Origin of the sequence: Cellulomonas endometrii (assembly GCF_949769265.1) — a bacterium.
In the GTDB taxonomy this organism is placed as follows: Bacteria; Actinomycetota; Actinomycetes; order Actinomycetales; family Cellulomonadaceae; genus Cellulomonas; species Cellulomonas endometrii.
Window position 1 is genome coordinate 123337 of the sequence record NZ_CATKPC010000004.1, and the last position, 23114, is coordinate 146450.

Below are 23114 nucleotides of genomic sequence, written 5' to 3' on the forward strand. Positions count from 1 at the left end.
GACGGGCCGCGCGCTCAGTCGAGCGAGTCGACCCAGTTCTTCAGCAGCTGGGCGCCCGCGTCCCCGGACTTCTCGGGGTGGAACTGCGTCGCGGACAGCGGCCCGTTCTCGACGGCGGCGACGAACCGCCCGCCGTGGTCGGACCACGTCACGAGCGGCGGCGCCATCCGCTCGGGGTCGGCGGTGTCGGCCAGCGGGAAGCTGCGGGCGGCGTAGGAGTGCACGAAGTAGAACCGCTCGTCCTCGATGCCCGCGAACAGCCGGCTGCCCTCGGGGGCGTCGACGGTCGACCAGCCCATGTGCGGCACGACGTCGGCCTCGAGCCGGTCGACGGTGCCGGGCCACTCCCCCAGGCCGTCGGTCCGCACGCCGTGCTCGTCGCCGTCGTCGAACATGACCTGCATGCCGACGCAGATGCCGAGCACGGGGCGGCCGCCGGCGAGGCGCCGGTCGACGATCTGGTCGCCGCGGACCCCGCGGAGGCCGGACATCACGGCGGCGAACGCACCGACGCCCGGGACGACGAGCCCGTCCGCGTCGGCGGCGTGCTTCGCGTCGGACGTGAGCTCGACCTGGGCGCCGACCCGTTCGAGGGCGCGCACGGCCGAGCGGACGTTCCCGAATCCGTAGTCGAGGACGACGACGCGAGGCTGGCTGGGCACCACCACAGGGTAGTCGGATCGGCCGGCACCGGCCGCCCGCGTCCGGTGCGCGGACCCGCCGGGCGCCGGCAGCCCGGGCGGGCGGCGTCAGTCCTTGTGGCGCCGGCCCGCCGACAGCGCGCGCATCGCGGCCCACCGCGACATGCCGACGCTCGTCTCGACGCCGTCGACCTCGGAGACCGGGGTCGCACCGACCAGCAGGTCCTCCAGCACCTCCGGCGCGCCGGACAGCACGAGCCCCGGGGGCAGGTCGTCGTCCCGCTCGCCGCCGATCCAGCGGCTCGCGGAGATCCGGCCGCTGCGGCGGTCCAGCAGGACGACCGGCGACTGCCCGAGCATCTTCGAGATCGCGCCGGCGGCCTCGGCCGTGCGCGCGGCGTCCGCGGTGTCACGCAGCACGGCGAGCGCACCGACCGGGGACGGCACCGCGTCCACGTCCACGCCGGCGATCGAGCACGCCGCGGCGAGCGGGCGCGCCCCGGCGACCTGGGTCACCACGAGGGCGACCACCGGCTCGTCGGGCTCCGCGGCGGCGGCGTCCAGCCCGGACAGGTCGTCCGGGATCTCGAAGCCGAGGTCGTCGGGCAGGTCCGGCAGGTCCGGGCCGCCGGCGGTCACAGCGCGCCCTTGGTGCTCGGGATGCCGTCGACCCGCGGGTCGAGCGCCACCGCCGCCCGCAGCGCACGGGCCAGCGCCTTGAACTGCGCCTCCACGACGTGGTGCGGGTCCCGGCCGGCGAGCACGCGCACGTGCATGCCGAACGCGGCGTGGTGGGCGATGGACTCGAGCACGTGCCGGGTCAGCGAGCCGGTGAAGTGGCCGCCGATGAGGTGGTGCTCCTGGCCCGCGGGCTCGCCGGAGTGCACCAGGTACGGGCGCCCGGACACGTCCACGACGGCCTGCGCGAGCGCCTCGTCCAGCGGCACGGTGGCGTCGCCGAAGCGGGCGATGCCCCGCTTGTCGCCCAGCGCCTGCTTCAGCGCCTCGCCGAGGCAGATCGCGACGTCCTCGACGGTGTGGTGCGCGTCGATGTGCGTGTCACCCGTGGCCCGCACCGTCAGGTCGATGAGGGAGTGCTTGCCCAGGGCGGTGAGCATGTGGTCGTAGAACGGCACCGTGGTGCTGATGTCCGTGCGCCCCGTGCCGTCGAGGTCGACCTCGACGACCACGCTCGACTCGCTCGTGGTGCGCTCGATCCTCGCGGTCCGCCCGCCCGTCGTCGTGCTCACAGTCCCAGCACCTCCCACAGCGCGGCGGTGAACGCCGCGGTCTCCTCCGGGGTGCCGACCGACACCCGGAGCCATCCTTCCGGACCGACCTCGCGGATCAGGACACCGCGGTCGAGCAGCGCCTGCCACACCTGGTGCCGGTCCTCGTGCACCTGGAAGAGCACGAAGTTCGCGTCCGACTCCGCGACCCGGATCCCGCGGTCGCGCAGGTCGAGCACGAGCTGGTCGCGCTCCGCGCGGAGCGACCCGACCTGGGCCATCAGCTCCGGGGCGTGCCGGAGCGCGGCGCGGGCGACCGCCTGCGTCACCGCGGACAGGTGGTACGGGAGCCGCACCACGCGCAGGGCGTCGACGAGCTCCCGGGACGCCGCCAGGTAGCCGACGCGGGCGCCGGCGAGCCCGAACGCCTTGGACATCGTGCGGCTGACGGCGAGGTGCGGGTGCTCGGCCAGCAGCGTGAGCGCCGACGGCACCCCCTCGCGCCGGAACTCCGCGTAGGCCTCGTCGACCACCACGACGCAGCCGCCCGGCACCCGGGCCGCGGCGTCCAGCACCGCGCGGACCGTGTCGAGCGCCAGCGCGGTGCCGGTCGGGTTGTTCGGGCTGGTCAGCAGGACGACGGACGGCTCCTCGCGCGCGACGAGCGCGCGGGCCTCGGCCGGGTCCACGTCGAACGTGTCGGTGCGCCGGCCGGTCACCCAGCGGGTGTGCGTGTCGCGGGCGTACTCCGGGTACATCGAGTACGTCGGCGCGAACGACACCGCGGTGCGACCGGGGCCGCCGAACGCCTGCAGCAGGTGAAGCATCACCTCGTTCGACCCGTTGGCCGCCCACACCTGCTCCGGCGCCACGCGGACGCCCGACTCGACCGCCAGGTAGTCGGCGAGGTCGCCGCGCAGCGCGAGGAACTCGCGGTCCGGGTAGCGGTTGAGCCCCGCGGCGGCCTCGGCCACGGCGGCGGCGATGTCCGCCACGACCTGAGGCGACGGCGGGTACGGGTTCTCGTTGACGTTGAGCAGGTGCGGCACGGCCAGCTGCGGGGCGCCGTACGGCGCGCTGCCCGCGAGCTCCGGGCGCACCGGGAGCACCGGGAGCACGCCCGTGGCGCCGGGCTCGGGTGCGAGGTCGGGGGCAGTCACCCGGCGATCGTATCCGCGTGCCCGGGACGCGCCGGCGCGGCGTCCACAGGCCGTCGCCCCGGGCGCACACGTGTCGGGGGCCGTGGCTAGGGTCGGTGGCGATGACCGAGACCCAGCAGCACCCCGTGACCGGATCCGACCTGCGCGACGAGGCCGAGGCCGTCCTGCGCCGCCTCGTGGGCCGGGAGGACGCCCGGCTGCGCGACGACCAGTGGCGCGCGATCGACGCGCTCGTCACCGGGCACCGCCGCGCGCTCGTCGTGCAGCGCACCGGGTGGGGCAAGTCGGCGGTGTACTTCGTCGCGACGGCCCTGCTGCGCGCCCGTGGGGCCGGCCCGACCGTGCTGGTCTCGCCGCTGCTCGCGCTCATGCGCAACCAGGTCGCGTCCGCGCAGCGCGCCGGCGTGCGCGCCGCCACCCTGAACTCCGCCAACGTCACCGAGTGGGACGAGGTGCACGCCCGGATCGCGGCGGGCGAGATCGACGTGCTGCTCGTCTCCCCCGAGCGCCTCACGCACCCCGCGTTCCGCGACGAGGTGCTGCCCCGGCTCGCGGCCGACGCCGGCCTGGTCGTGATCGACGAGGCGCACTGCATCTCCGACTGGGGCCACGACTTCCGGCCCGACTACCGCCGGATCCGCACCCTGCTCGCGGAGCTGCCCGACGGGATCCCGGTCCTCGCGACCACGGCGACCGCGAACGCCCGCGTGACCGCGGACGTCGCCGAGCAGCTCGGCACGGCGGTGCGGGACGACGTGCTCGTGCTCCGCGGGCCCCTGGACCGGTCGAGCCTGGACCTGTCCGTGGTGCGGCTGCCCGACACCGCGGCGCAGCTCGCGTGGCTGGCGCAGAACCTGCCCGCGTTCGAGGGCTCCGGCATCGTGTACTGCCTCACCATCGCGGCGGCGCAGCAGGTCACCGAGCACCTGCGGGCCGCGGGGCTCGACGTCCGCTCGTACACCGGCCAGACCGACCCGGCCGAGCGCGAGGTCGCCGAGGCCGACCTGCTCGCGAACCGCGTGAAGGCCCTCGTCGCGACGTCGGCGCTCGGCATGGGCTTCGACAAGCCGGACCTCGGGTTCGTGGTGCACGTCGGCGCCCCCTCCTCCCCGATCGCGTACTACCAGCAGGTCGGCCGCGCGGGCCGCGCCGCGGAGGCCTCCGGCGGGCGCGCGACCGCCGTGCTCCTGCCCGGGCGGGAGGACCGCGCGATCTGGGAGTGGTTCGCCTCCACGGCGTTCCCGCCGGAGCAGGACGTCCGGGCGGCGCTGCGCGCGCTGGGCGAGAGCGGCACGCTGTCCACCGCCGCGCTCGAGACCCACGTCTCGCTGCGCCGGTCCCGGCTGGAGCAGATGCTCAAGGTCCTGGACGTCGACGGTGCGGTCCGCCGGGTCCGCGGCGGGTGGGAGTCGACCGGGCAGCCGTGGTCGTACGACGCCGAGCGCTACGACCGGGTCACCGCCACCCGCCGGGCCGAGCAGCAGTCGATGGTCGACTACGTCACGACCGAGGGCTGCCGGATGGCGCACCTGCGTCGCGCGCTGGACGACCCCGAGCTGGCCGGGCCCGAGGGCGCGGGCTGGCGGTGCGGACGGTGCGACCGGTGCACCGGTGCCACCGTCGGGACCGTCCCCGACGCGGAGCACGTCGCCGGGGCCCAGGCGCTGCTGACGGCCGCCGGCGTCCCCGTCGACCCGCGGCGGCAGTGGCCCTCGGGCATGGCGACGCTCGGCGTGGACCTCAAGGGCCGGATCGCCGCGGACGAGGGCGCCGAGCCCGGGCGGGCGGTCGCGCGGCTGGACTCCGTGGGCTGGGGCGGCCTGCTGCGCGACCTGTTCGGCGGCGAGCCGGACCCCGAGGCGGGACTCCCCGTGGCGCTGCGCGACCCGGTGCTGGCGACCCTGGACGCGTGGCGGCCGGAGCAGCCGCCCGAGGGGGTCGTCCTGGTCCGGTCCAGCACCCGGCCGGCGCTGGTGCAGCACCTCGCCGAGGGCGTCGCGCGGCACCTCGGCGTCCCGCTCGTCGGGGCGGTGGCGCCGCGCCCGGACAGCCCGCCGAGCCGGCACGACGTCAACTCCGCGCACCGGCTGGCGGCGGTCGCCCGGCGCCTCGAGCTCGACCTCAGCCCGGCGGCCGCGCAGGGGCTGCCCGGCCGCGCGGTCGTGCTGGTCGACGACCGGACCGACTCCGGGTGGACGCTCACCGTGGCGGCGCGGCTGCTGCGGCAGGCCGGGGCCGCGGCGGTGCTGCCGTTCGTGCTCGGCGTGGGCTGACGCCGTCCGGCCGGCCGCGCTGGGCAGCGCGGCTCGGCACAACGCCGAGTGTCCAGTCCAGTACCGGGCAGACAAACCACTCCACGGGTGCGCCTCAGGGCACCCGGCAACGGATCAGCGCGGCAGCGCGAGGTCCAGCACGCGGTGCAGCCGGCGTTCCTCCGGGGAGGTCAGCGGCGGCAGCACCAGCGCGGTCATCCCCAGCTCGGCGGCTGCGCCATCCCACGCCCCGCGGTCGCCGACCATGAGGGCACCAGCGGCGGGCACGCCCAGCGCGTCGAGCGCGGCCCGGAAAACCCGCGGGTCCGGCTTGGACGCGCCGACCTCGAACGACAGCACCCATGCGCTCACCAGATCGGCGAGCGACCCGCCGCCGGCTGCCCCCTGCGCGGCGAAGGCAGGGCGGAGGTCGACGTGGATGTCGCTGACCACCGCGAGCGCCACCCCCGCCGCCGAGAGCGCGGACAGCACCGGTGCCGCGTCGCAGGCGAACGGCGACGCGGCCACGTCAGACTCAACCGCGTACAGCGCAGCGGCGAGGCCTTCATCGATCCGCGCCGTCCGGAACCAGTGGTCGTGAGCGGCTCGGTGCCGCTCCGCGTCCGCATCGACGTCGGGCGCCTCCACCAGCGAGCGGTCACCGGCGCGCAGCAGCGTGAGCACCGCCTCGACATCTTCGGGCTCGGACGCCCGCCCGACCCGCGCCAGCCCGCGGCGCACGAGATCGCGGTACGTCGGCGCGGGCACGAGAGTGCCCCGGAAGTCGAGGAGGACCGCCCGGAACCCCACGACGTCGCGGGCTCAGAACCGCGCGCGGACCGCCTCGCCGTGCGCGGGCAGGCCCTCGGCGTCCGCCAGCGCGACGATCCGCCCGGCGACCTCCCGCAGGGCGTCCGCGTCGTACTCCACGACCTGCACGGCCCGCACGAACGAGTGCACGCCGAGGCCGGACGAGAAGTGGGCGCAGCCCCCCGTGGGCAGCACGTGGTTCGACCCGGCCATGTAGTCCCCCAGGGACACCGGCGAGTACGCGCCGACGAAGATGGCGCCCGCGCTGGTCACCCGCTCCGCCACCGCGGCGGCGTCGGCGGTCTGGATCTCCAGGTGCTCCGCCCCGTACGCGTTGACGACGTCCAGCCCGGCGTCCAGGTCGTCCACCAGCACGATCGCCGACTGCGGCCCGGACAGCGCCTGGGCGACGCGGGCGGCGTGCCGGGTGCTCTGCACGCGGTGCACGAGCTTCGACTCGACGGCGCCCGCCAGCTCGATCGACGTGGTGACCAGCACCGACGCGGCCAGCGGGTCGTGCTCGGCCTGCGAGACGAGGTCGGCGGCGACGTGGTCGGCGTCCGCGGTGCCGTCCGCCAGCACGGCGATCTCCGTCGGGCCCGCCTCCGCGTCGATGCCGACCGCCCCGCGCACCAGGCGCTTCGCCGCGGCGACGTAGACGTTGCCGGGGCCGGTGATGACGTCGACCGGCTCGCACAGCGTCACCCCGTCGACGTCGTCGGAGCCCGCCGCGCCGTACGCCAGCATCCCGACGGCCTGCGCGCCGCCGACGGCGTACACCTCGTCGACGCCCAGCAGCGCGCACGTCGCGAGCACGACGGCGTCCGGCAGGCCGCCCGCGTCCTTCTGCGGCGGGGACGTCACGACGAGCGAGCCGACACCGGCCTCCTGCGCGGCGACGACGTTCATGATCACGGACGACGGGTAGACCGCGAGGCCACCGGGCACGTACAGCCCGACCCGCCGCACCGGGATCCACCGCTGCCGCACCTGCGCGCCGGGCGCGACCTGGACGGTGTGCTCCGCGGGGCGCTGCGCGGCGTGCACGGTCCGCACCCGCCGGATCGTCTCCTCCAGCGCGGCGCGCACGGCCGGGTCGAGCACGTCCACGGCCGCGGCGATGGCGTCGGCCGGGACCCGCAGGTGGGTGGGCCGGACCCCGTCGAAGCGCTCGGCGAGGTCCCGGAGCGCGGCGGCGCCGCGTGCGCGGACGTCGGCGAGGATCGGCTCGACGGCCGCGGTGGCGGACTCGACGTCGAGCTCGGGCCGGGGCAGCACCTCGAGCAGCTCACGGCGGGACAGGCTGCGACCACGCAGGTCGATGCGGGAGATCACCTGCCCGAGTCTAGGCGTGCCCGCCGGGCCGGGGTGCCCCGCCCACCGGCCGCGGGCCCGGCACCCGCCCGCCGCGCGGCGCGCTTGTCCGGCGCGCTGGCAGGATGGGCCGGTGACCATCGTGCCGATCTCCGACGACACCATCCGCCTCGGCCAGTTCCTCAAGCTCGCCGGCCTGGCCGACTCGGGCGCGGACGCCCGCACCCTCCTGGAGGAGGGCGAGGTGAAGGTCAACGGCGAGCCGGAGACCCGCCGCGGCCGTCAGCTGCACCGCGGCGACGTCGTCGAGGTCGACGACCCCCGGGGCTCGAACACCGCCCAGGTCGGCTGACCCGGACGGCGTCGGCCGTCAGACTCCGACGGGCGTCTGCGCGGACTGCAGGCAGCCCGGCCCGAGCAGCGCCTTGAGGTCCCCGTACAGCGACGGCGACCGCTCGACGCGCAGCGCCTCCCCGGCGCGGAGCACGGTCGTCCGGCCGCCGGGCCGCGTCACCCGCAGGTGCAGCTCGGTGATGCCGGGGTGCGTGGAGATGACCTCCCGCAGCCGCTCGACCACCGGCGGGATGCACCGGGCCTCGGACAGCGTCACGACGACAGGCGCGTCCGCGACGGCCGACAGGTCGGGCAGGGACACCTCCATCGCCTGCAGCTGCATCGCGTCGTCGCGCCGGCGCACCCGTCCGCGCACCACGATGACGGCGTCCTCGGCGAGCACGGTCGAGTAGGCGAGGTAGGTCTCGCCGAAGAACATGATCTCGACCGAGCCCTCCATGTCCTCCAGCGTCACGGCGGCCCACGGGTTGCCCTGCTTGGACATCTTGCGCTGCAGGGACGTCACCAGGCCGGCGACCACGACGGTCGACCCGTCGGGACGCGCCTCGTCGGCGTTGAGCGTCGCGATGGAGACGTCGGCCGCGGCGGAGAGCACGTGCTCCAGGCCGGACAGCGGGTGGTCGGACACGTACAGGCCGAGCATCTCCCGCTCGAACTGCAGGCGCTGCTTCTTGTCCCAGTCCGGCACGTCGGGCACCTGCACCGAGAAGCCCGGGCCGTCGTCGCCCCCGAGGTCGGCGAACAGGTCGAACTGCCCCTCGGCCTCCTTGCGCTTGACGCCGATGACGGACTCGACGGCCTGCTCGTGCACCAGCAGCAGCGCCCGGCGGGCGTGCCCGAGGGAGTCGAACGCCCCGGCCTTGATCAGCGACTCGATGGTCCGCTTGTTGCAGACGACGGCCGGCACCTTGTCGAGGAAGTCCGTGAACGACGTGAAGTCGCCCTTCTCCTCGCGGGTGCGGACGATCGCGTCGACGACGTTGGCGCCGACGTTGCGGACGGCGGTGAGGCCGAACCGGATGTCGTCCCCGACGGCCGTGAAGAGCGCGGACGACGAGTTCACGTCCGGCGGCAGCACGGTGATGCCCATGCGGCGGCACTCGTTGAGGTACAGCGCCGACTTGTCCTTGTCGTCGCCGACGGACGTGAGCAGGCCCGCCATGTACTCGGTCGGGTAGTTCGCCTTGAGGAACGCCGTCCAGTAGGAGACGACGCCGTACCCGGCGGAGTGCGCCTTGTTGAACGCGTACCCGGCGAACGGGACGAGGGTGTCCCACACCGCCTTGATCGCCGCGGTGGAGTACCCCCGCTCCTTCATGCCCGCCTCGAAGGGCACGAACTCCTTGTCGAGGATCTCCTTCTTCTTCTTGCCCATCGCGCGGCGCAGCAGGTCGGCCTGACCCAGGGAGTAGCCGGCGAGGACCTGCGCGGCCTTCTGCACCTGCTCCTGGTAGACGATGAGGCCGTAGGTGCCGTCGAGGACCTCCGCCAGGGGCTCCTCGAGCTCCGGGTGGATCGGCGTGTTCGGCTGCAGCCCGTTCTTGCGCAGCGCGTAGTTGGTGTGCGAGTTCATGCCCATCGGCCCGGGCCGGTACAGGGCGATGACCGCGGAGATGTCCTCGAAGTTGTCGGGGCGCATCTGGCGCAGCAGGGCGCGCATCGGGCCGCCGTCGAGCTGGAACACGCCGAGGGTGTCGCCCCGGCCGAGCAGCTCGTAGGTGGCCTTGTCGTCGAGCGGGATGTCCTCCAGCTCGATGGCGTCCTTGCCGTTCGCGGTGATGTTGCGCAGCGCGTCGTCGAGGATCGTGAGGTTCCGCAGCCCGAGGAAGTCCATCTTGATCAGGCCGAGGCCCTCGGACGTCGGGTAGTCGAACTGCGTGATGATCGCCCCGTCCTGCGGGCGCTTCATGATCGGGATGATGTCGATCAGCGGCTCGCTGGACATGATGACGCCGGCGGCGTGCACGCCCCACTGGCGCTTGAGGTTCTCCAGGCCGCGGGCGGTCTCCAGGACGCGCTGCGCCTCCGGGTCCGCCTGCACGACCTGCCGGAACTCCTCCGCCTCCGCGTAGCGCGGGTGCTCCGGGTCGTACATGCCGGACAGCGGGATGTCCTTGCCCATGACGGCGGGCGGCATGGCCTTGGTGAGCTTCTCCCCCATCGCGAACGGCATGCCGAGCACGCGCGAGGAGTCCTTGAGGGCCTGCTTCGCCTTGATGGTGCCGTAGGTGACGATCTGCGCGACGCGGTCGTCGCCGTACTTCTCCGTCACGTACCGGATGACCTCGCCGCGCCGGCGCTCGTCGAAGTCCACGTCGACGTCGGGCCAGGACACGCGCTCGGGGTTGAGGAACCGCTCGAAGATCAGGCCGTGCTGCAGCGGGTCGAGCTCGGTGATGCCCATCGCGTACGACGCCATCGACCCGGCGGCGGACCCACGGCCCGGTCCGACGCGGATGCCCTGCTCGCGCGCCCAGCCGATGAAGTCGGCGACCACGAGGAAGTAGCCGGAGAACCCGAGCTGGACGATGACGCCCGTCTCGTACTCCGCCTGCTTGCGCACGTCGTCGGGGACGTTCCCGCGGTACCGGCGCTGCAGGCCGCGCTCGACCTCCTTGATGAACCAGGAGTTCTCGTCCTCGCCCTCGGGGACGGGGAACCGCGGCATGTAGTTGGCGCCGGTCGGGAACTCGACCTCGCACCGCTCGGCGATGAGGAGCGTGTTGTCGCAGGCCTCGGGCAGCTCCGCCCAGGTGCGGCGCATCTCCTCCGCGGACTTCACGTAGTAGCCGTCGCCGCCGAACGCGAACCGGGAGCCGCCCTGGTCGTAGGTCGGCTCGTCCAGGGTGGAGCCGGACTGCACGGCGAGGAGCACCTCGTGCGCGTGCGCGTCCTCCTTGCGCGTGTAGTGCAGGTCGTTGGTGGCGACCAGCGGGGCACCGATCGTCTCGGCCAGGCGCAGCAGGTCCTTGACCGTGCGGCGCTCGACCTCGAGGCCGTGGTCCATGACCTCGACGAAGAAGTTCTCCTTGCCGAACACGTCCTGCAGCTCGCCCGCGGCGCGCACGGCCTCGTCGTAGTGGCCGAGCCGCAGCCGGGTCTGCACCTCCCCGGACGGGCAGCCGGACGTCGCGATCAGGCCCTCGCTGTACGTCTCCAGCAGCTCGCGGTCCATGCGCGGCCACTTGCCCATCTGGCCGTCGAGCGAGGCCAGCGAGCCGAGCCGGAACAGGTTGTGCATGCCCTCGGTGGTGCGGGACAGCAGGGTGAGGTGCGTGTACGCGCCGCGGGCCGACACGTCGTCGGCGGCCTGGTGCGCCTCGCCCCACCGGACGCGCGTCTGGTCGAAGCGGCTGGTGCCCGGCGTGACGTACGCCTCGACCCCGATGATCGGCTTGATGCCGAGCTTGCGGGCCTGCGAGTAGAAGTCGAACGCGCCGAACAGGTAGCCGTGGTCGGTGATCGCCATGGCCGACTGGCCGAGCCGCTGGGCCTCCGCCAGCATCTCCCCGACCCGCGCCGCACCGTCGAGCATCGAGTACTCGGAGTGCACGTGCAGGTGGACGAAGTCGGAGTCCTTGCGCGTGCCAGATGCCATGCCCGCCATCCTAGGTGCCGCCTCCGACACCCCCCGTCACGCCTCGCGCGCGGCGCGAGCCGACGCGACGGACGTCACGCCCGGCGGGTCAGCGGTACCCGTCGCGCAGCGTCTCGAGCGCCCGCGCCAGGTCCTCCGGGTACTCGCTCGTGACCTCGAGGTGCCGGCCGTCCGCGGGGTGCGCGAACCCCAGCCGCATCGCGTGCAGCCACTGCCGGGTGAGGCCGACGCGCTGCGCGAGCGCGGGGTCCGCGCCGTACGTCAGGTCCCCGACCAGGGGGTGGCGCAGCGCCGCGAAGTGCACGCGGATCTGGTGCGTGCGGCCCGTCTCGAGGTGCACCTCCGTGAGGGAGGCGGCGGGCAGCATCTCGAGGACCTCGTAGTGGGTCACCGACGGCTTGCCGTCGGCCGTGACCGCGAACTTCCAGTCCTGCCCGGGGTGCCGGCCGATGGGCGCGTCGATGGTCCCGGTCGTCGGCTCCGGATGGCCCTGGGCCAGCGCGTGGTAGACCTTGTCGACCGTGCGCTCCTTGAACGCGCGCTTCAGCACCGTGTAGGCGTGCTCGCTCTTCGCGACCACCATGAGGCCCGACGTGCCGACGTCGAGGCGGTGCACGACGCCCTGCCGCTCGGCGGCACCGGACGTCGAGATCCGGTACCCGCGCGCCGCGAGGACGCCGATCACCGTGGGTCCGGTCCAGCCCGGCGACGGGTGGGCCGCGACGCCCACCGGCTTGTCCACGACCACCAGGTCGTCGTCGTCATACGCCACCCGCAGGGCCGGCACGTCCTCCTCGGACGCCACGGCGCGGGAGGCGGTCTCGGGCGACGGCATCTCGACCTCGAGCCACGCGTCGCCCGGCAGCCGCGCGGACTTGCCCACCGCGACGCCGTCGACGCGCACGAACCCGCCCTCGGCGAGCTCGGCCGCACGCGTGCGGGACAGCCCGAGCATCCGGGACAGCGCCGCGTCGACGCGCTCGCCGGCCAGCGCGTCCGGGACGGGCAGGGTGCGGACGTCAGCCATCGGTCCCCCGCGTCTCGTCGGCGGCCGCGGCGACCGCGGGGGTCTCGGTCGCAGGGGCGTCGGGCGCGTCCGAGCGGCGGGGCTCGCGCGTCCCGTCGAGCCGGACGCCGAGCAGCGACAGGAGCATGAGCAGGCCGGCCGCGGCCACGATCGCGATGTCCGCGACGTTGCCCACGAACAGGTCCCCGTAGGCGATGAAGTCGACGACGTGCCCGCGGGCGACCCCGGGCTCGCGGATCATCCGGTCGGTGAGGTTGCCGAGCGCGCCGCCGAGCAGCAGCCCGAGCGCGACGGTCCAGCCGCGGGACCCCAGCCGGCGCGACACGCGGACGATCACCACGACGACCGTGATCGCGACGAGCGTGAGCAGCCACGTGGCGCCGGTCGCGATCCCGAGGGCGGCGCCGGGGTTGAACAGGAGCTGCAGGCCGAGCAGGTCGCCGACGACCTGCCGGCGCACGCCCTCGTCCAGCGCCTGCAGGGCCCAGGCTTTCGTCGCCTGGTCGAGCACCAGGGTGACCGCGGCGAGCACGACCAGCGCGACCACGAGCCGCCGGCGGCGGGCCGGCGGGACGGGCGCGGGCGTGGGCTCGAGGGCGGTCTCGGACGCGCCGGCGGGCTCGGGCGCGGGGGCGGGCACGGGCGCGGGCACGGTGGCGGGCTCGGACGCGGGACGCACGGCGCCGGGGCGCGTGCCGTCGGGCTCGGGGCCGGAGGTGGCGGACATCGCGCAGGAGTCTACGGGCGCGCCGGGCACCCGGGACGCACGACGACCTCGCGGGGCACGACCACCCCACGACGCACGACGGCCCCCGGGGTCACCGGGGGCCGTCGGGTGGTGCGGGGCGACGTCAGCGACGCTCCTCGCGCTGCTTGCAGGACACGCACAGCGTGGCGCGCGGGAACGCCTGCACCCGCGCCTTGCCGATCGCCTCGCCGCAGGAGTCGCACCGGCCGAACGTGCCGGCGTCGATGCGCGCCAGGGCGCGGGTGGTCTGCTCCAGCATGTCCCGGGTGTTGTTCACCAGCGTGAGCTCGTGCTCGCGCTCCAGGGCGCTGGACCCCGAGTCCGCCTGGTCGTCTCCCGCGCCGTCGCCGGAGTTGCGCAGGAGCTCGGACAGGCCCTGGTCGGCGGCCGCGAGCTCCGCGGTCAGCCGGTCGACCTCCGCGACGAGCTCGGCGGCGATCTCCTGGACCTCCTGCTCGGTCCAGGGGTCCTCCCCCGCGCGGACCGGGAACCGGGTGGCCGCGTCCGTCAGGTCGGGGAGCGCGCGGGGAGCGGGCGCACTGAGCGAGTCGTTGATGGCCACGTGGGTCCTTCTTTCCTCAGATGAGTCCGCAGAGACTATGCGCCCACGGCCTGGACGCACAACACACCACGCCCGAACGAGCGGGCGTGGTGTGTCGTGGGTGACGAGCGGCGGCTCAGCCGGGCGCGCTCTGCGTCAGATGCGGTCGCCGGACGGCGTCGCACCCTGGGCGCCGCGCTGCGGGAGCGCGCTGGCCCGGTTGTCGAGGTCACCGAGCAGGTTCTCGAGGTAGCTCTTGAGGCGCGTGCGGTAGTCCCGCTCGAACACCCGGAGCTCGTCGATCTTCCGCTCGAGCACCGAACGCTCCTGCTCCAGCTCGCTGAGCGTGCGGGCGGAGGTCTCCTCCGCCTCACGCACGATGCGCTGGGCCTGGCCCTTCGCCTCGTTGACGATGCGGTCGCCCTCCTCCTGGCCGCTGCGCACGTAGTCGTCGTGCAGCTTCTGGGCCAGGGCGAGCATGCCGGTCGCCGACTCGGGCTCGCTCTGCCGCTGCTGCGGCGGTGCGACCGGGGCGGACACGACCGGGGCCGGGGCGGGAGCGGCGGCCACGACGGGCGCGGGCTTCTCCACGACCGGCTCGGGCTTCGGGGCGGGCGCCGCCTGGGCACCCTGCCGGCTCAGCTCCGCGATGCGGCGCTCCGCCGCGGCGAGCTTCGCCTTGAGGTCCTCGTTCTCGTTCTGGGTCTCCCGGAGGGTGTTCACGACCTCGTCGAGGAAGTCGTCGACCTCGTCCTGGTCGTACCCCTCGCGGAACTTGGTCGCCTGGAACTTCTTGTTCAGGACGTCGTCTGCTGTCAGCAGGGCCATCGTCGTCACCTCTTCGGTCGTACTGGGTCGAGCCGGTGGTAGTCCGCCGACCACCTCGGGCCACCGTAGCGGACATTGTGGGACTTGCACGCGACCCGCCACGCGGGGCCCGTCGTCTGATCGGCCCGGGGGCCGGTGCGCTGCGCCGTCGTGCCGGTCATACGGCCAGCCAGCCCAGCAGCCTGAGCAGGAACCAGCAGCCGAGCATCAGCACCAGGAACGCCAGGTCGAGGCGCACCGAGCCGAGCGACAGCGGCGGGAGCACGCGGCGCAGGGCACGCAGCGGCGGGTCGGTGACCGAGTAGGTCACCTCCGCCACCACGAGAGCGGCACCGCGGGGGCGCCACTCCCGCGCGAAGTACTGCACCCAGTCCAGGACCAGGCGCACGAACAGGACGAGGATGAAGGCCAGGACGACGAGCTGCAGCAGGCCGAGGACGAAGGTCACGCGTCCCAGTCTCCCCTGTCCCGGTCAGCTCTGGTTGAAGAAGCCGGCACGGGAGGCCTCCGCGGGCCGCCCGTCGCCGGTGATCTCCACCGAGGACGGCGAGAGCAGGAACACCTTGTTGGTGACCCGCTCGATCGCCCCGTGCAGGCCGAAGATCAGGCCCGCCGCGAAGTCGACCAGGCGCTTCGCGTCGGAGTCGTCCATGTCGGAGAGGTTCATGATCACCGGGGTGTTCTCGCGGAACGCCTCGCCGATCTTGCGCGCGTCGTTGTACGAGCGGGGGTGGATCGTCGTGATCCGCCGCACCTCGCCGTCGTGGCGCGGCGCGGGGGCCACGGGCCGCTCGACGGGCATGGCCGTCCGGTGCAGCGGCGTGACCTCGGCCTCGTAGTCCTGTCCCACCGTCGCCTCCGGCTCGTCGTACTCGTCGACGTACTGGTCGTGCTCGCCACGGTCGTCGGCAAGCCCGAGGTACAGCATGGTCTTGCGCAGCGCTCCGGCCATCGCGGTTGCTCCATCCCCGAAAAAACTGATGTGTCCTGCGTCGTCACGCTAGCAACGCGCCCGGGTGCGGCCCGGTTGCGACACGCGGTGTGTCGGCGCGGGTCATCCCCCGGTCAGTGCCACGACTCCCGCGGACCGGCCGGTCGTGGTGCCGGCCCGCTGCGCGCGCCGGTGCGAGAAGAACCGCTCGTCGGTGTCCGTGCACCACCCGGTGAGCAGCACCTCCGCGACGCCCGCCCGGCGCAGCACCGCGGCGACGCCCGCCGGCAGGTCCAGGCCGGGGGTGCCCCGGTCGGTGCGGCACGCCGTCTCCGGGACCACGGCCGCGACCTCCCGCTGCATCGCCTCGGGCACCTCGTACCGGGGGCCGCTGATGGCGGGCCCGACGGCCGCGCGCACCCGGCGCGGGTCGGCACCCCGCGCGACCATCGCCGCGAGGGCCGCCTGGACGACACCGGCCGCCAGACTGCGCCGGCCGGCGTGCGCCGCGCCGACCACCCCGGCCTCGGCGTCGGCGAGCAGCACGGGGACGCAGTCCGCGACGAGGACCCCGACGCCGGTGCCGGTGTCGGCCGACACCAGTGCGTCCGCCTCGCCGACCGTGTCCCGCGCCGCGTCCCCGGGCCCGCCCACCACGTGCACCGTGGTGCCGTGCACCTGGCTCGCCCACGCGAGCGGCACGCCGGCCCACCCGGCCACCCGGGCACGGTTGGCCCGGACGTGCTGCGGGTCGTCCCCCACGTTGAGGCCGAGGTCGAGCGTGTCCCAGGGCGGGGCGCTGACCCCGCCGTGGCGGGTGGTGAAGCCGGCACGCACGCCCGGGCCGAGGTCGACCTCGAGCACGGGGAGCGGCACGGCGACTACTTGAGGAAGTCCGGCACGTCGAGGTCGTCGTCCTTGCGGCGCGCGACCTCCTCCTCGAAGATCCGCGGGACCTCGAGCTGGCTGGTGCTGGCCTGGTCCGGCGTGAGGAACGCGGGGACGTCCGACGGGCGGTCGTCGTCCGGCCCGACGGGGCGCGGCGGGACGGCGGCGTGCGCGGCGGTCGTCGTGGGCACCGCGGCCGACGGCGGGATCGCCGCCGGGCGGCCGGCCCCCGCCCCAGCGGCCACCTGGCCGAGCCCGCGGGCGTCGCGCCGGACCGTCGGGGAGCCGCTGTCGAACCCGGCGGCGATGACGGTCACGCGCACCTCGTCGCCCAGGGCGTCGTCGATGACCGCACCGAAGATGATGTTGGCCTCCGGGTGCGCGGCCTCCTGCACGAGGCGCGCGGCCTCGTTGATCTCGAACAGGCCGAGGTCGGAGCCACCCTGGATGGACAGCAGCACGCCGTGGGCGCCGTCGATGCTGGCCTCGAGCAGCGGCGAGGAGATCGCCAGCTCCGCGGCCTGCACCGCGCGGTCCTCGCCGCGCGCCGATCCGATGCCCATGAGCGCGGAGCCCGCCCCCTGCATCACGGACTTCACGTCCGCGAAGTCGAGGTTGATCAGGCCCGGCGTGGTGATGAGGTCCGTGATGCCCTGGACACCGGAGAGCAGCACCTGGTCGGCGGACCGGAAGGCGTCGAGCACGGAGACCGAGCGGTCGGAGATCGACAGCAGGCGGTCGTTCGGGATGACGATGAGGGTGTCGACCTCGGCGCGCAGCGCCTCGATGCCGGAGTCCGCCTGCACGGTGCGGCGGCGGCCCTCGAAGGTGAACGGGCGCGTGACGACGCCGATGGTGAGCGCGCCGAGCGAGCGCGCGATCCGGGCCACGACGGGCGCGCCGCCGGTGCCGGTGCCGCCGCCCTCGCCCGCGGTGACGAAGACCATGTCGGCGCCGCGCAGGACGTCCTCGATCTCCTCCGCGTGGTCCTCGGCCGCCTTCTTGCCGACCTCGGGGTCGGCGCCGGCGCCGAGCCCGCGGGTGAGCTCGCGGCCGACGTCGAGCTTGACGTCGGCGTCGGACATGAGCAGGGCCTGGGCGTCGGTGTTGATGGCGATGAACTCGACACCCTTGAGGCCGACCTCGATCATCCGGTTGACGGCGTTGACGCCGCCGCCGCCGATGCCGACGACCTTGATGACCGCCAGGTAGTTCTGCGGAGCTGCCACGGTGGGTGCCTCTCGTTGCGATGTCGACGAACCTTCACCCTCAACTAGAGGGTTATAGTTATGTCAGTTCTGTCTAGACGTGACGGTATGTGCCGCGACCGAGCCGTTCAACGACCGGCGCGCGCGTGTCGGGACCGGATCACCCGACGACCGGCATCGTCGGCGCCGACACGTCGTACCGCGCCGCACCCGCCGTGTCCGGTGCCGTGCGCAGGGCCTGCAGGACCGCCGCCTTGAGCGCCGGGTCCTGGGCGCTCCCCCACTCGACCGTGGCCCCGTCGCGCAGCACCAGGCGCACCGTGTCCTGGGTCCCCGCCGAGACCTGGCCGATGTCCACCAGCAGCGTGTCGGGCAGGGACTCGAGCACCCCGAGCGTCGCCGCGAGGATGCGGGCCTCCCCGACCGGGACCTCCACGACGGGCAGCCCCTCCGGCGGCGTGTCGGCGCGCCCGACCTTGACGCCCTCCTCGTCGACCAGGGCGTAGCCCCCGTCCTCCGCCGCCTCGTCCCCCTCGGCGGCCGCCACGACGTCGGCGGCCTCCGGGACCGCGGCGACGGGCTCGCGGGACACGAGCGCCACCGACAGGCCGTGCGGCCAGTCGCGGGTGACCTGCGCGTCCCGGACGCCCGGGACGTCGAGCAGGGCCGAGCGCAGCGCGGCGGTGTCGAGGCGCGGCAGCGGGGTGCCCGCCTCGGTGTCGACCACCGCGTGCACCTGGTCCACCGCGACCACCGTGCCCGCGCCGGAGACGCGGATCTGCTCCGCGTCGAGCGCGAGCACCGGGGACAGCAGGAGCAGCCACGCCAGCGCGCCGACCGCCGCCACGGACCCCGCGGCGATGAGGATCTGGCGCCACGCCAGCCGGCGACGGGCACGCGCGCGCTCGGCGAACCGCGCGGCCGAGCCCTGGCTCACGACGGGCGGCCGCACCGGGAACGCGCCGGTGCGGGCGGCCACGGCCGAGCCCGAGGTGCGGCGCCCGGTCGCCGGCTGCCCGGCCGTCCGGGGCGCGCGCGGCGCCGGGCCGCCGGAAGCCGCGGGAGCCGTCGACGCGGGGACCGACGCGGTCGGGGCGGTCGGCTGCGCGGTCGTCGGCTGCCCCGTCCTCGGCTGCGCGGTCCTCGGCTGCCCCGTCTTGGGCTGCCCGGCCTTGGGCTGCGCAGCGGTCGCGCCCGCCGCCGACCCCGGGCGCGCGCGCGGCGGCGCGGGCCGGGGTGCGGGGGGACGCGGGCGCTGCGGGGTCACGCCTGCTCCGCTCCGGGCGTGGCGTCGGGCGCGCCGGAGGTTGCGTCGAGCGCGTCGGCCGCGGCGTCGGGCGCGCCGGACGTGGCGTCGGGCGCGCCGGAGGTCGCGTCGAGCGCCGCCAGGACCACGGCCCCCAGCTCGGTGACGTCCCCGGCGCCGACGGTCAGGACGAGGTCGCCCGGCGCCGCCGCTGCGGCGACCGTGCGGGCCGCCTCGTGCCGGTCGGCGACGAAGGCCGCGCGCCCGGGGGTGGGGACCTGCCGGACGATCGTGTCGCCCGAGACCTCCGGGTCCGGGTCCTCGCGCGCCGCGTAGACGTCGGTGACCACGACGGTGTCCGCGAGGTCGAGGGCCGCGCCGAACTCGGTGGCGAACGTGCGGGTGCGCGAGTACAGGTGCGGCTGGAACAGCACGTGGACCCGGCCGTCGCCGACCACGCCGCGGGCCGTGCGGAGCAGGGCGGCGACCTCGGTGGGGTGGTGCGCGTAGTCGTCGACGACGCGCACGCCGGCGACGGTGCCGCGGTCCTCGAACCGGCGGCCCGTGCCGCGGAACTCGCCCAGCCCGCGCACGACGGCGTCCGGGTCGGCGCCCACGGCCCACGCCGCGAGGTAGGCGGCCGCGGCGTTCGCGGCGTTGTGCTCGCCGGGCACGGCCAGCGTCAGGTCCGCGCCGGGCACCTCGGCGGAGCGCGAGGTGAGCGTGACGTGCCAGGCGCCGCCCTCGGGCCGCACCGGGCCGAGCACCAGGTCCGGCCCGTGCTCGTCGGTGCCGATGGCCGCGTCGGTGCCGTAGGTCAGGATGCGGACGCCGCGCCGGGTCAGCCGGTCCCGGACGGCCGCGACCAGCCGCGCGGCGCCGGGGTCGTCGAGGCAGGCGACGAGCGCGCCGCCGTCGAGGACCCGGTCGGCGAACGCCTCGAACGCCGCCTCGAACGCCTCGGCGGACCCGTAGTGGTCCAGGTGGTCGGGCTCGACGTTCGTGACGACGGCCACCGCGGGCGCGTACGCCAGGAAGGAGCCGTCGGACTCGTCGGCCTCCGCGACGAAGGCCTCGCCCGCACCCGTGCGGTACCCGGGGGTCGCGCCGTCGGCCGTCAGCACGGTGCCGCCGATCGCGTAGGACGGGTCGAGGACGACGTCGTCGCGCCCCGCCGCCGTCAGCGCCGCGGCGACCATCGTGGAGGTCGTCGTCTTGCCGTGCGCCCCGGCGACCGCGATGCCGATGCGCCCGGTCATCAGGGCGGCGAGCGCCTCGGACCGGTGCAGGACCGGCAGGCCGCGCTCCCGGGCGCGCGCGAGCTCGGGGTTGGACTCCCGGATCGCGCTCGACAGGACCACGGAGTCGACGTCCTCGACGTGCGCGGCGTCGTGACCGACGTGCACCGTGACACCCGCCGCGCGCAGGCCCGCCAGCGCCGGGCCCTCCTTCGCGTCCGAACCCGACACGGTCAGCCCGCGGGCGGCGAGCAGGCCCGCCACGGCCGACATGCCGGCACCGCCGACGCCGACCAGGTGCACCCGGCCGAGCCCGGCGAGACCCGCGGGGGGCGGGGGGGCGGGGGCTGGCGTCCACGACGGGGTCGCGGGACCGGGGGCGTCCGCCCCGGGGGCACCGTTGCCGGGGTCTGCGCACCGCCGTCGCCGGCAGCACCCGCCGCGACCCCCGCTGCCGCGCGCTCCGTCTCGGCCGCCCGCTCGGCCTCGGCCGCCTCCGCCGCCAGCCGCTCGGCCTCGGCCGCCTCCGCCGCCGCCACCCGCTCGGCCTCCTGGCGCTCCGCCTCCAGCCGCTCGGCCTCCGCGAGCCGCCGCTCCGCGTCCGCGAGCACGTCCTCGACGAGGTCCGCCACCCGGGCGGCCGCGTCGGGCACGCCGACCCGCGCGGCGGCGGCGCCCATGTCCTGCCGGGTCGCGGCGGCGGCGGGGGCGAGCAGCGGCAGCAGGTGCTCCGCGATCCACTCCCCCGTCAGCGCCTCGTCGGCGACGAGCAGGCCGCCGCCCTCGGCGACCACGGGCTGCGCGTTGAGCCGCTGCTCGCCGTTCCCGACGGGCAGCGGGACGTAGACGGCGGGGATGCCCAGGGCGGCGAGCTCGGCGACGGTGCCCGCGCCGGAGCGGCACAGCACGACGTCCGCGACGGCGAGCGCCTGCTCCATCTCGGCCAGGTACTCGCGGACGTGGTACCGCTCCGCGCCGGGCACCCCTCGGACCGCGGCGCGCACGGCCTCGGCCTTGCCGGCGCCGGTCAGGTGCAGCACCTCGGCCCCGGTGGCGAGCACCGCCCGCGCCTGCGAGGCGATCGCGCGGTTGACCGAGACGGCGCCGAGCGAGCCGCCCGTCACGAGCAGGGTGACCCGGTCGGGGTCGAAGCCGAGCTCCGCGGCGGCACGGCGGCGCACGGCGCCCGGGTCGGCGGCCCGCTCGGCGAGCAGGCGGACGATCTCGGGCCGCAGCGGCAGCCCCGTGACCTGCGCCCGCGGCAGGCGCGTGCCGGGGAAGGTGACGGCCACGGCGGCCGCACCGCGCGCGCCGAGCCGGTTCGCGAGCCCGGGCCGGGCGTTCTGCTCGTGCACGACCACCGGGATGCCGCGCGACCGCGCCGCGAGGTACGCGGGGGTCGAGACGTACCCGCCGAAGCCGACGACCGCCAGGGCGCCGAGGTCGTCGATCGCCGCGCCGGCGGCGTCGATCGCGGTCCGCAGCAGACGCGGCAGCTTGAACCAGTCGGGTGTGGGCCGGCGCGGCAGCGGGACCTTCGGCACCTCGTACATGTCGAGCCCGCGCTCGGGCACGAGCCGGGACTCGAGGCCCTCCGCGGTGCCGAGCACCGCGAGCCGCAGCTCGGGGTCGCGCGCGCGCAGCTCCTCGGCGACCGCGAGCAGCGGGTTCACGTGCCCGGCCGTCCCGCCGCCGGCCAGCAGCACCGCGCGGGGCCGAGCCGCCGCGTCGTCCGCCGAGCCCTCCGCCGGGAGGTCCTGCGGGGCGTCGGGTGCGGTCACGTGGTCCTCCGGTTCAGGCGCGGTGGCGCCGGTGGTGCGGGCGGTGCGGCTGGTGCGGTGCGGGCAGGGCCCGCGGGGTCCGGCGGTCAGGCACGGGTGCGGCCGATCACCGCGAGCGAGCGCCGCACGACGCTGGGCCGCGCGGCGAGCGCCTCCGCGGCGCCGGGTTCGGTCCGGGCGAACGAGATCACGACCCCGAGCGCCACCAGGGTCGTGATCAGCGCCGAGCCGCCCGCCGAGACGAGCGGCAGCGGGACGCCGATCACCGGCAGCAGCCCGACCACGACGCCCATGTTCACCAGCGCCTGGCCGATGATCCAGGCCGCGACGCCGCCGGTGACGATCTGCGCGAACGGGTCGCGGTGCCGGGCGATGATGCGGAACATCGCGAACGCGAGCACCCCGAACAGGGCGAGCACGAGCAGCGTGCCGATGAGGCCGAGCTCCTCGCCGATGATCGCGTAGATGAAGTCGTTGTGCGCCTCGGGCAGGTAGGACCACTTCTCGCGGCTCTGGCCGAGGCCGAGGCCGGCCCAGCCGCCCGTGGCGAGCGCCTGGAGGCCGTGCTTCGTCTGGTAGCAGCCGGCGGTCGGGTCGCAGTTGCCGCTGAACCAGTCGGTGATCCGGCTGACGCGGTTGCGGCTGCCGATCGCGAGGACGGCGACGGCGAGGCCCGCGGCGACCGACGCGCCCGCGAAGATCCGCATGGGCACCCCGGCGACGAACAGCGCCCCCGCCACGAGGATCAGCATGATGATCGCGGTGCCGAGGTCGTGGCCGAGCAGGACCATGCCGACGGCGCCCGCGGCGATCGGCAGCGCCGGGACCGCCGCGTGCTTCCAGTCGTCGAACATCGGCTGCTTGCGCGCCAGCACCGCCCCGAGCCACACGACCAGCGCGAGCTTGAGCGCCTCCGACGGCTGCGCCGAGAACCCGCCGATGGCGATCCAGCCCTGGTTGCCGCCCTTGCCCACGCCCAGCGGGGTGTAGACGAGAAGCTGGGCGAGCAGGCCGACGGCGAGCAGTGGCCACGCGAGGCGCTGGTACGCGCGTACCGGCAGGCGGGAGGCGACCCACATGAGCGGCAGCCCCATGACGGCGTACTGCGCCTGGCTGAAGAACACCGAGTACGGGGACTCTCCGCTCGCCAGCGCCTCGACGGAGGACGACGACAGCACCATGACCAGCCCGAGCACGAGCAGCAGCAGGGTGGCGCCGACCAGCAGGTAGTAGCTCGTCACGGCGCTGTTCCACTGCCCGAGCCGCGACGGCGTCGGGGTCGCCGCGGCGTCGGCCGGGGCGTGGGTCGTCTGGGCCATC

Annotated in this window: 21 protein-coding genes; 2 read left to right on the plus strand and 19 right to left on the minus strand. The window is 75.2% G+C overall.

Features of this window, described 5'->3' with window-relative positions; all coding sequences use genetic code 11:
* Nucleotides 1-14: 14 nt before the first annotated feature.
* From hisH to QNH85_RS06515, 4 genes are all read right to left on the minus strand, one after another.
* Nucleotides 15-662 carry an imidazole glycerol phosphate synthase subunit HisH gene (hisH, locus tag QNH85_RS06500; RefSeq protein ID WP_282945402.1) on the minus strand — a complete coding sequence of 216 codons (648 nt, stop codon included), beginning with the start codon at nucleotides 660-662 and terminating at the stop codon, nucleotides 15-17.
* An 87-nt stretch (nucleotides 663-749) separates the two neighbouring features.
* The gene (locus QNH85_RS06505; protein ID WP_282945403.1) at nucleotides 750-1280 is read right to left on the minus strand and encodes a hypothetical protein; all 531 of its coding nucleotides are present in this window, start codon (nucleotides 1278-1280) and stop codon (nucleotides 750-752) included.
* Nucleotides 1277-1891, minus strand: a complete 615-nt coding sequence (hisB, locus tag QNH85_RS06510; protein WP_213283847.1) for an imidazoleglycerol-phosphate dehydratase HisB — start codon at nucleotides 1889-1891, stop codon at nucleotides 1277-1279. The genes QNH85_RS06505 and hisB overlap by 4 nt, the downstream gene beginning before the upstream one ends.
* Nucleotides 1888-3030 (minus strand): histidinol-phosphate transaminase, encoded by a 1143-nt coding sequence (locus QNH85_RS06515; protein ID WP_249669453.1) that lies wholly within the window; start codon nucleotides 3028-3030, stop codon nucleotides 1888-1890. The genes hisB and QNH85_RS06515 overlap by 4 nt, the downstream gene beginning before the upstream one ends.
* Nucleotides 3031-3131: 101 nt before the next feature.
* Here QNH85_RS06515 and QNH85_RS06520 point away from each other — a divergent pair, with 101 nt between their 5' ends.
* Nucleotides 3132-5303, plus strand: a complete 2172-nt coding sequence (locus tag QNH85_RS06520; RefSeq protein WP_282945404.1) for a RecQ family ATP-dependent DNA helicase — start codon at nucleotides 3132-3134, stop codon at nucleotides 5301-5303.
* Nucleotides 5304-5417: 114 nt separating this feature from the next.
* Here QNH85_RS06520 and QNH85_RS06525 read toward each other — a convergent pair whose 3' ends face one another.
* Nucleotides 5418-6092 carry an HAD family hydrolase gene (locus tag QNH85_RS06525; protein ID WP_282945405.1) on the minus strand — a complete coding sequence of 225 codons (675 nt, stop codon included), beginning with the start codon at nucleotides 6090-6092 and terminating at the stop codon, nucleotides 5418-5420.
* 12 nt (nucleotides 6093-6104) lie between these two features.
* Nucleotides 6105-7427 carry a histidinol dehydrogenase gene (gene hisD, locus QNH85_RS06530; protein WP_282945406.1) on the minus strand — a complete coding sequence of 441 codons (1323 nt, stop codon included), beginning with the start codon at nucleotides 7425-7427 and terminating at the stop codon, nucleotides 6105-6107.
* A 112-nt stretch (nucleotides 7428-7539) separates the two neighbouring features.
* On the opposite strand from hisD, the gene QNH85_RS06535 reads away from it, so the two are divergent.
* The gene (locus tag QNH85_RS06535) at nucleotides 7540-7758 is read left to right on the plus strand and encodes an RNA-binding S4 domain-containing protein (RefSeq protein ID WP_282945407.1); all 219 of its coding nucleotides are present in this window, start codon (nucleotides 7540-7542) and stop codon (nucleotides 7756-7758) included.
* 18 nt (nucleotides 7759-7776) lie between these two features.
* On the opposite strand, the gene dnaE is transcribed toward QNH85_RS06535, so the two are convergent.
* The 13 genes from dnaE to ftsW all read right to left on the minus strand — a co-directional run bounded on the left by dnaE (nucleotide 7777) and on the right by ftsW (nucleotide 23113).
* Nucleotides 7777-11358: a DNA polymerase III subunit alpha gene (gene dnaE / locus QNH85_RS06540; protein ID WP_282945408.1), complete on the minus strand. Its 3582-nt coding sequence runs from the start codon at nucleotides 11356-11358 to the stop codon at nucleotides 7777-7779.
* 88 nt (nucleotides 11359-11446) lie between these two features.
* Nucleotides 11447-12385, minus strand: coding sequence for an RluA family pseudouridine synthase (locus tag QNH85_RS06545; protein WP_213283852.1), 939 nt, complete (start codon nucleotides 12383-12385; stop codon nucleotides 11447-11449).
* Nucleotides 12378-13112 (minus strand): signal peptidase II, encoded by a 735-nt coding sequence (locus tag QNH85_RS06550; protein ID WP_282945409.1) that lies wholly within the window; start codon nucleotides 13110-13112, stop codon nucleotides 12378-12380. The genes QNH85_RS06545 and QNH85_RS06550 overlap by 8 nt, the downstream gene beginning before the upstream one ends.
* A gap of 124 nt (nucleotides 13113-13236) precedes the next feature.
* Nucleotides 13237-13695 carry a TraR/DksA family transcriptional regulator gene (locus tag QNH85_RS06555; protein WP_213280940.1) on the minus strand — a complete coding sequence of 153 codons (459 nt, stop codon included), beginning with the start codon at nucleotides 13693-13695 and terminating at the stop codon, nucleotides 13237-13239.
* Nucleotides 13696-13830: 135 nt separating this feature from the next.
* On the minus strand, nucleotides 13831-14502 hold the full coding sequence (locus tag QNH85_RS06560) for a DivIVA domain-containing protein (protein ID WP_282945503.1): 672 nt from the start codon (nucleotides 14500-14502) through the stop codon (nucleotides 13831-13833).
* A 157-nt stretch (nucleotides 14503-14659) separates the two neighbouring features.
* On the minus strand, nucleotides 14660-14950 hold the full coding sequence (locus tag QNH85_RS06565; RefSeq protein WP_282945410.1) for a YggT family protein: 291 nt from the start codon (nucleotides 14948-14950) through the stop codon (nucleotides 14660-14662).
* 24 nt (nucleotides 14951-14974) lie between these two features.
* Nucleotides 14975-15454, minus strand: a complete 480-nt coding sequence (locus QNH85_RS06570; RefSeq protein ID WP_213280937.1) for a cell division protein SepF — start codon at nucleotides 15452-15454, stop codon at nucleotides 14975-14977.
* Between the two features lie 102 nt (nucleotides 15455-15556).
* Nucleotides 15557-16309 carry a peptidoglycan editing factor PgeF gene (gene pgeF / locus QNH85_RS06575; RefSeq protein ID WP_282945411.1) on the minus strand — a complete coding sequence of 251 codons (753 nt, stop codon included), beginning with the start codon at nucleotides 16307-16309 and terminating at the stop codon, nucleotides 15557-15559.
* 5 nt (nucleotides 16310-16314) lie between these two features.
* Nucleotides 16315-17550 carry a cell division protein FtsZ gene (gene ftsZ / locus QNH85_RS06580; protein WP_282945412.1) on the minus strand — a complete coding sequence of 412 codons (1236 nt, stop codon included), beginning with the start codon at nucleotides 17548-17550 and terminating at the stop codon, nucleotides 16315-16317.
* Between the two features lie 139 nt (nucleotides 17551-17689).
* Nucleotides 17690-18508 carry a cell division protein FtsQ/DivIB gene (locus tag QNH85_RS06585; protein WP_282945413.1) on the minus strand — a complete coding sequence of 273 codons (819 nt, stop codon included), beginning with the start codon at nucleotides 18506-18508 and terminating at the stop codon, nucleotides 17690-17692.
* Between the two features lie 284 nt (nucleotides 18509-18792).
* Nucleotides 18793-20286, minus strand: coding sequence for a UDP-N-acetylmuramate--L-alanine ligase (murC, locus tag QNH85_RS06590; RefSeq protein ID WP_282945414.1), 1494 nt, complete (start codon nucleotides 20284-20286; stop codon nucleotides 18793-18795).
* Entirely contained in the window at nucleotides 20247-21794 is a 1548-nt protein-coding gene (gene murG / locus QNH85_RS06595) for an undecaprenyldiphospho-muramoylpentapeptide beta-N-acetylglucosaminyltransferase (protein ID WP_346016295.1), read from the minus strand. The genes murC and murG overlap by 40 nt, the downstream gene beginning before the upstream one ends.
* An 86-nt stretch (nucleotides 21795-21880) precedes the next feature.
* Entirely contained in the window at nucleotides 21881-23113 is a 1233-nt protein-coding gene (gene ftsW / locus QNH85_RS06600) for a putative lipid II flippase FtsW (protein ID WP_282945415.1), read from the minus strand.
* Nucleotide 23114 lies beyond the last annotated feature (1 nt).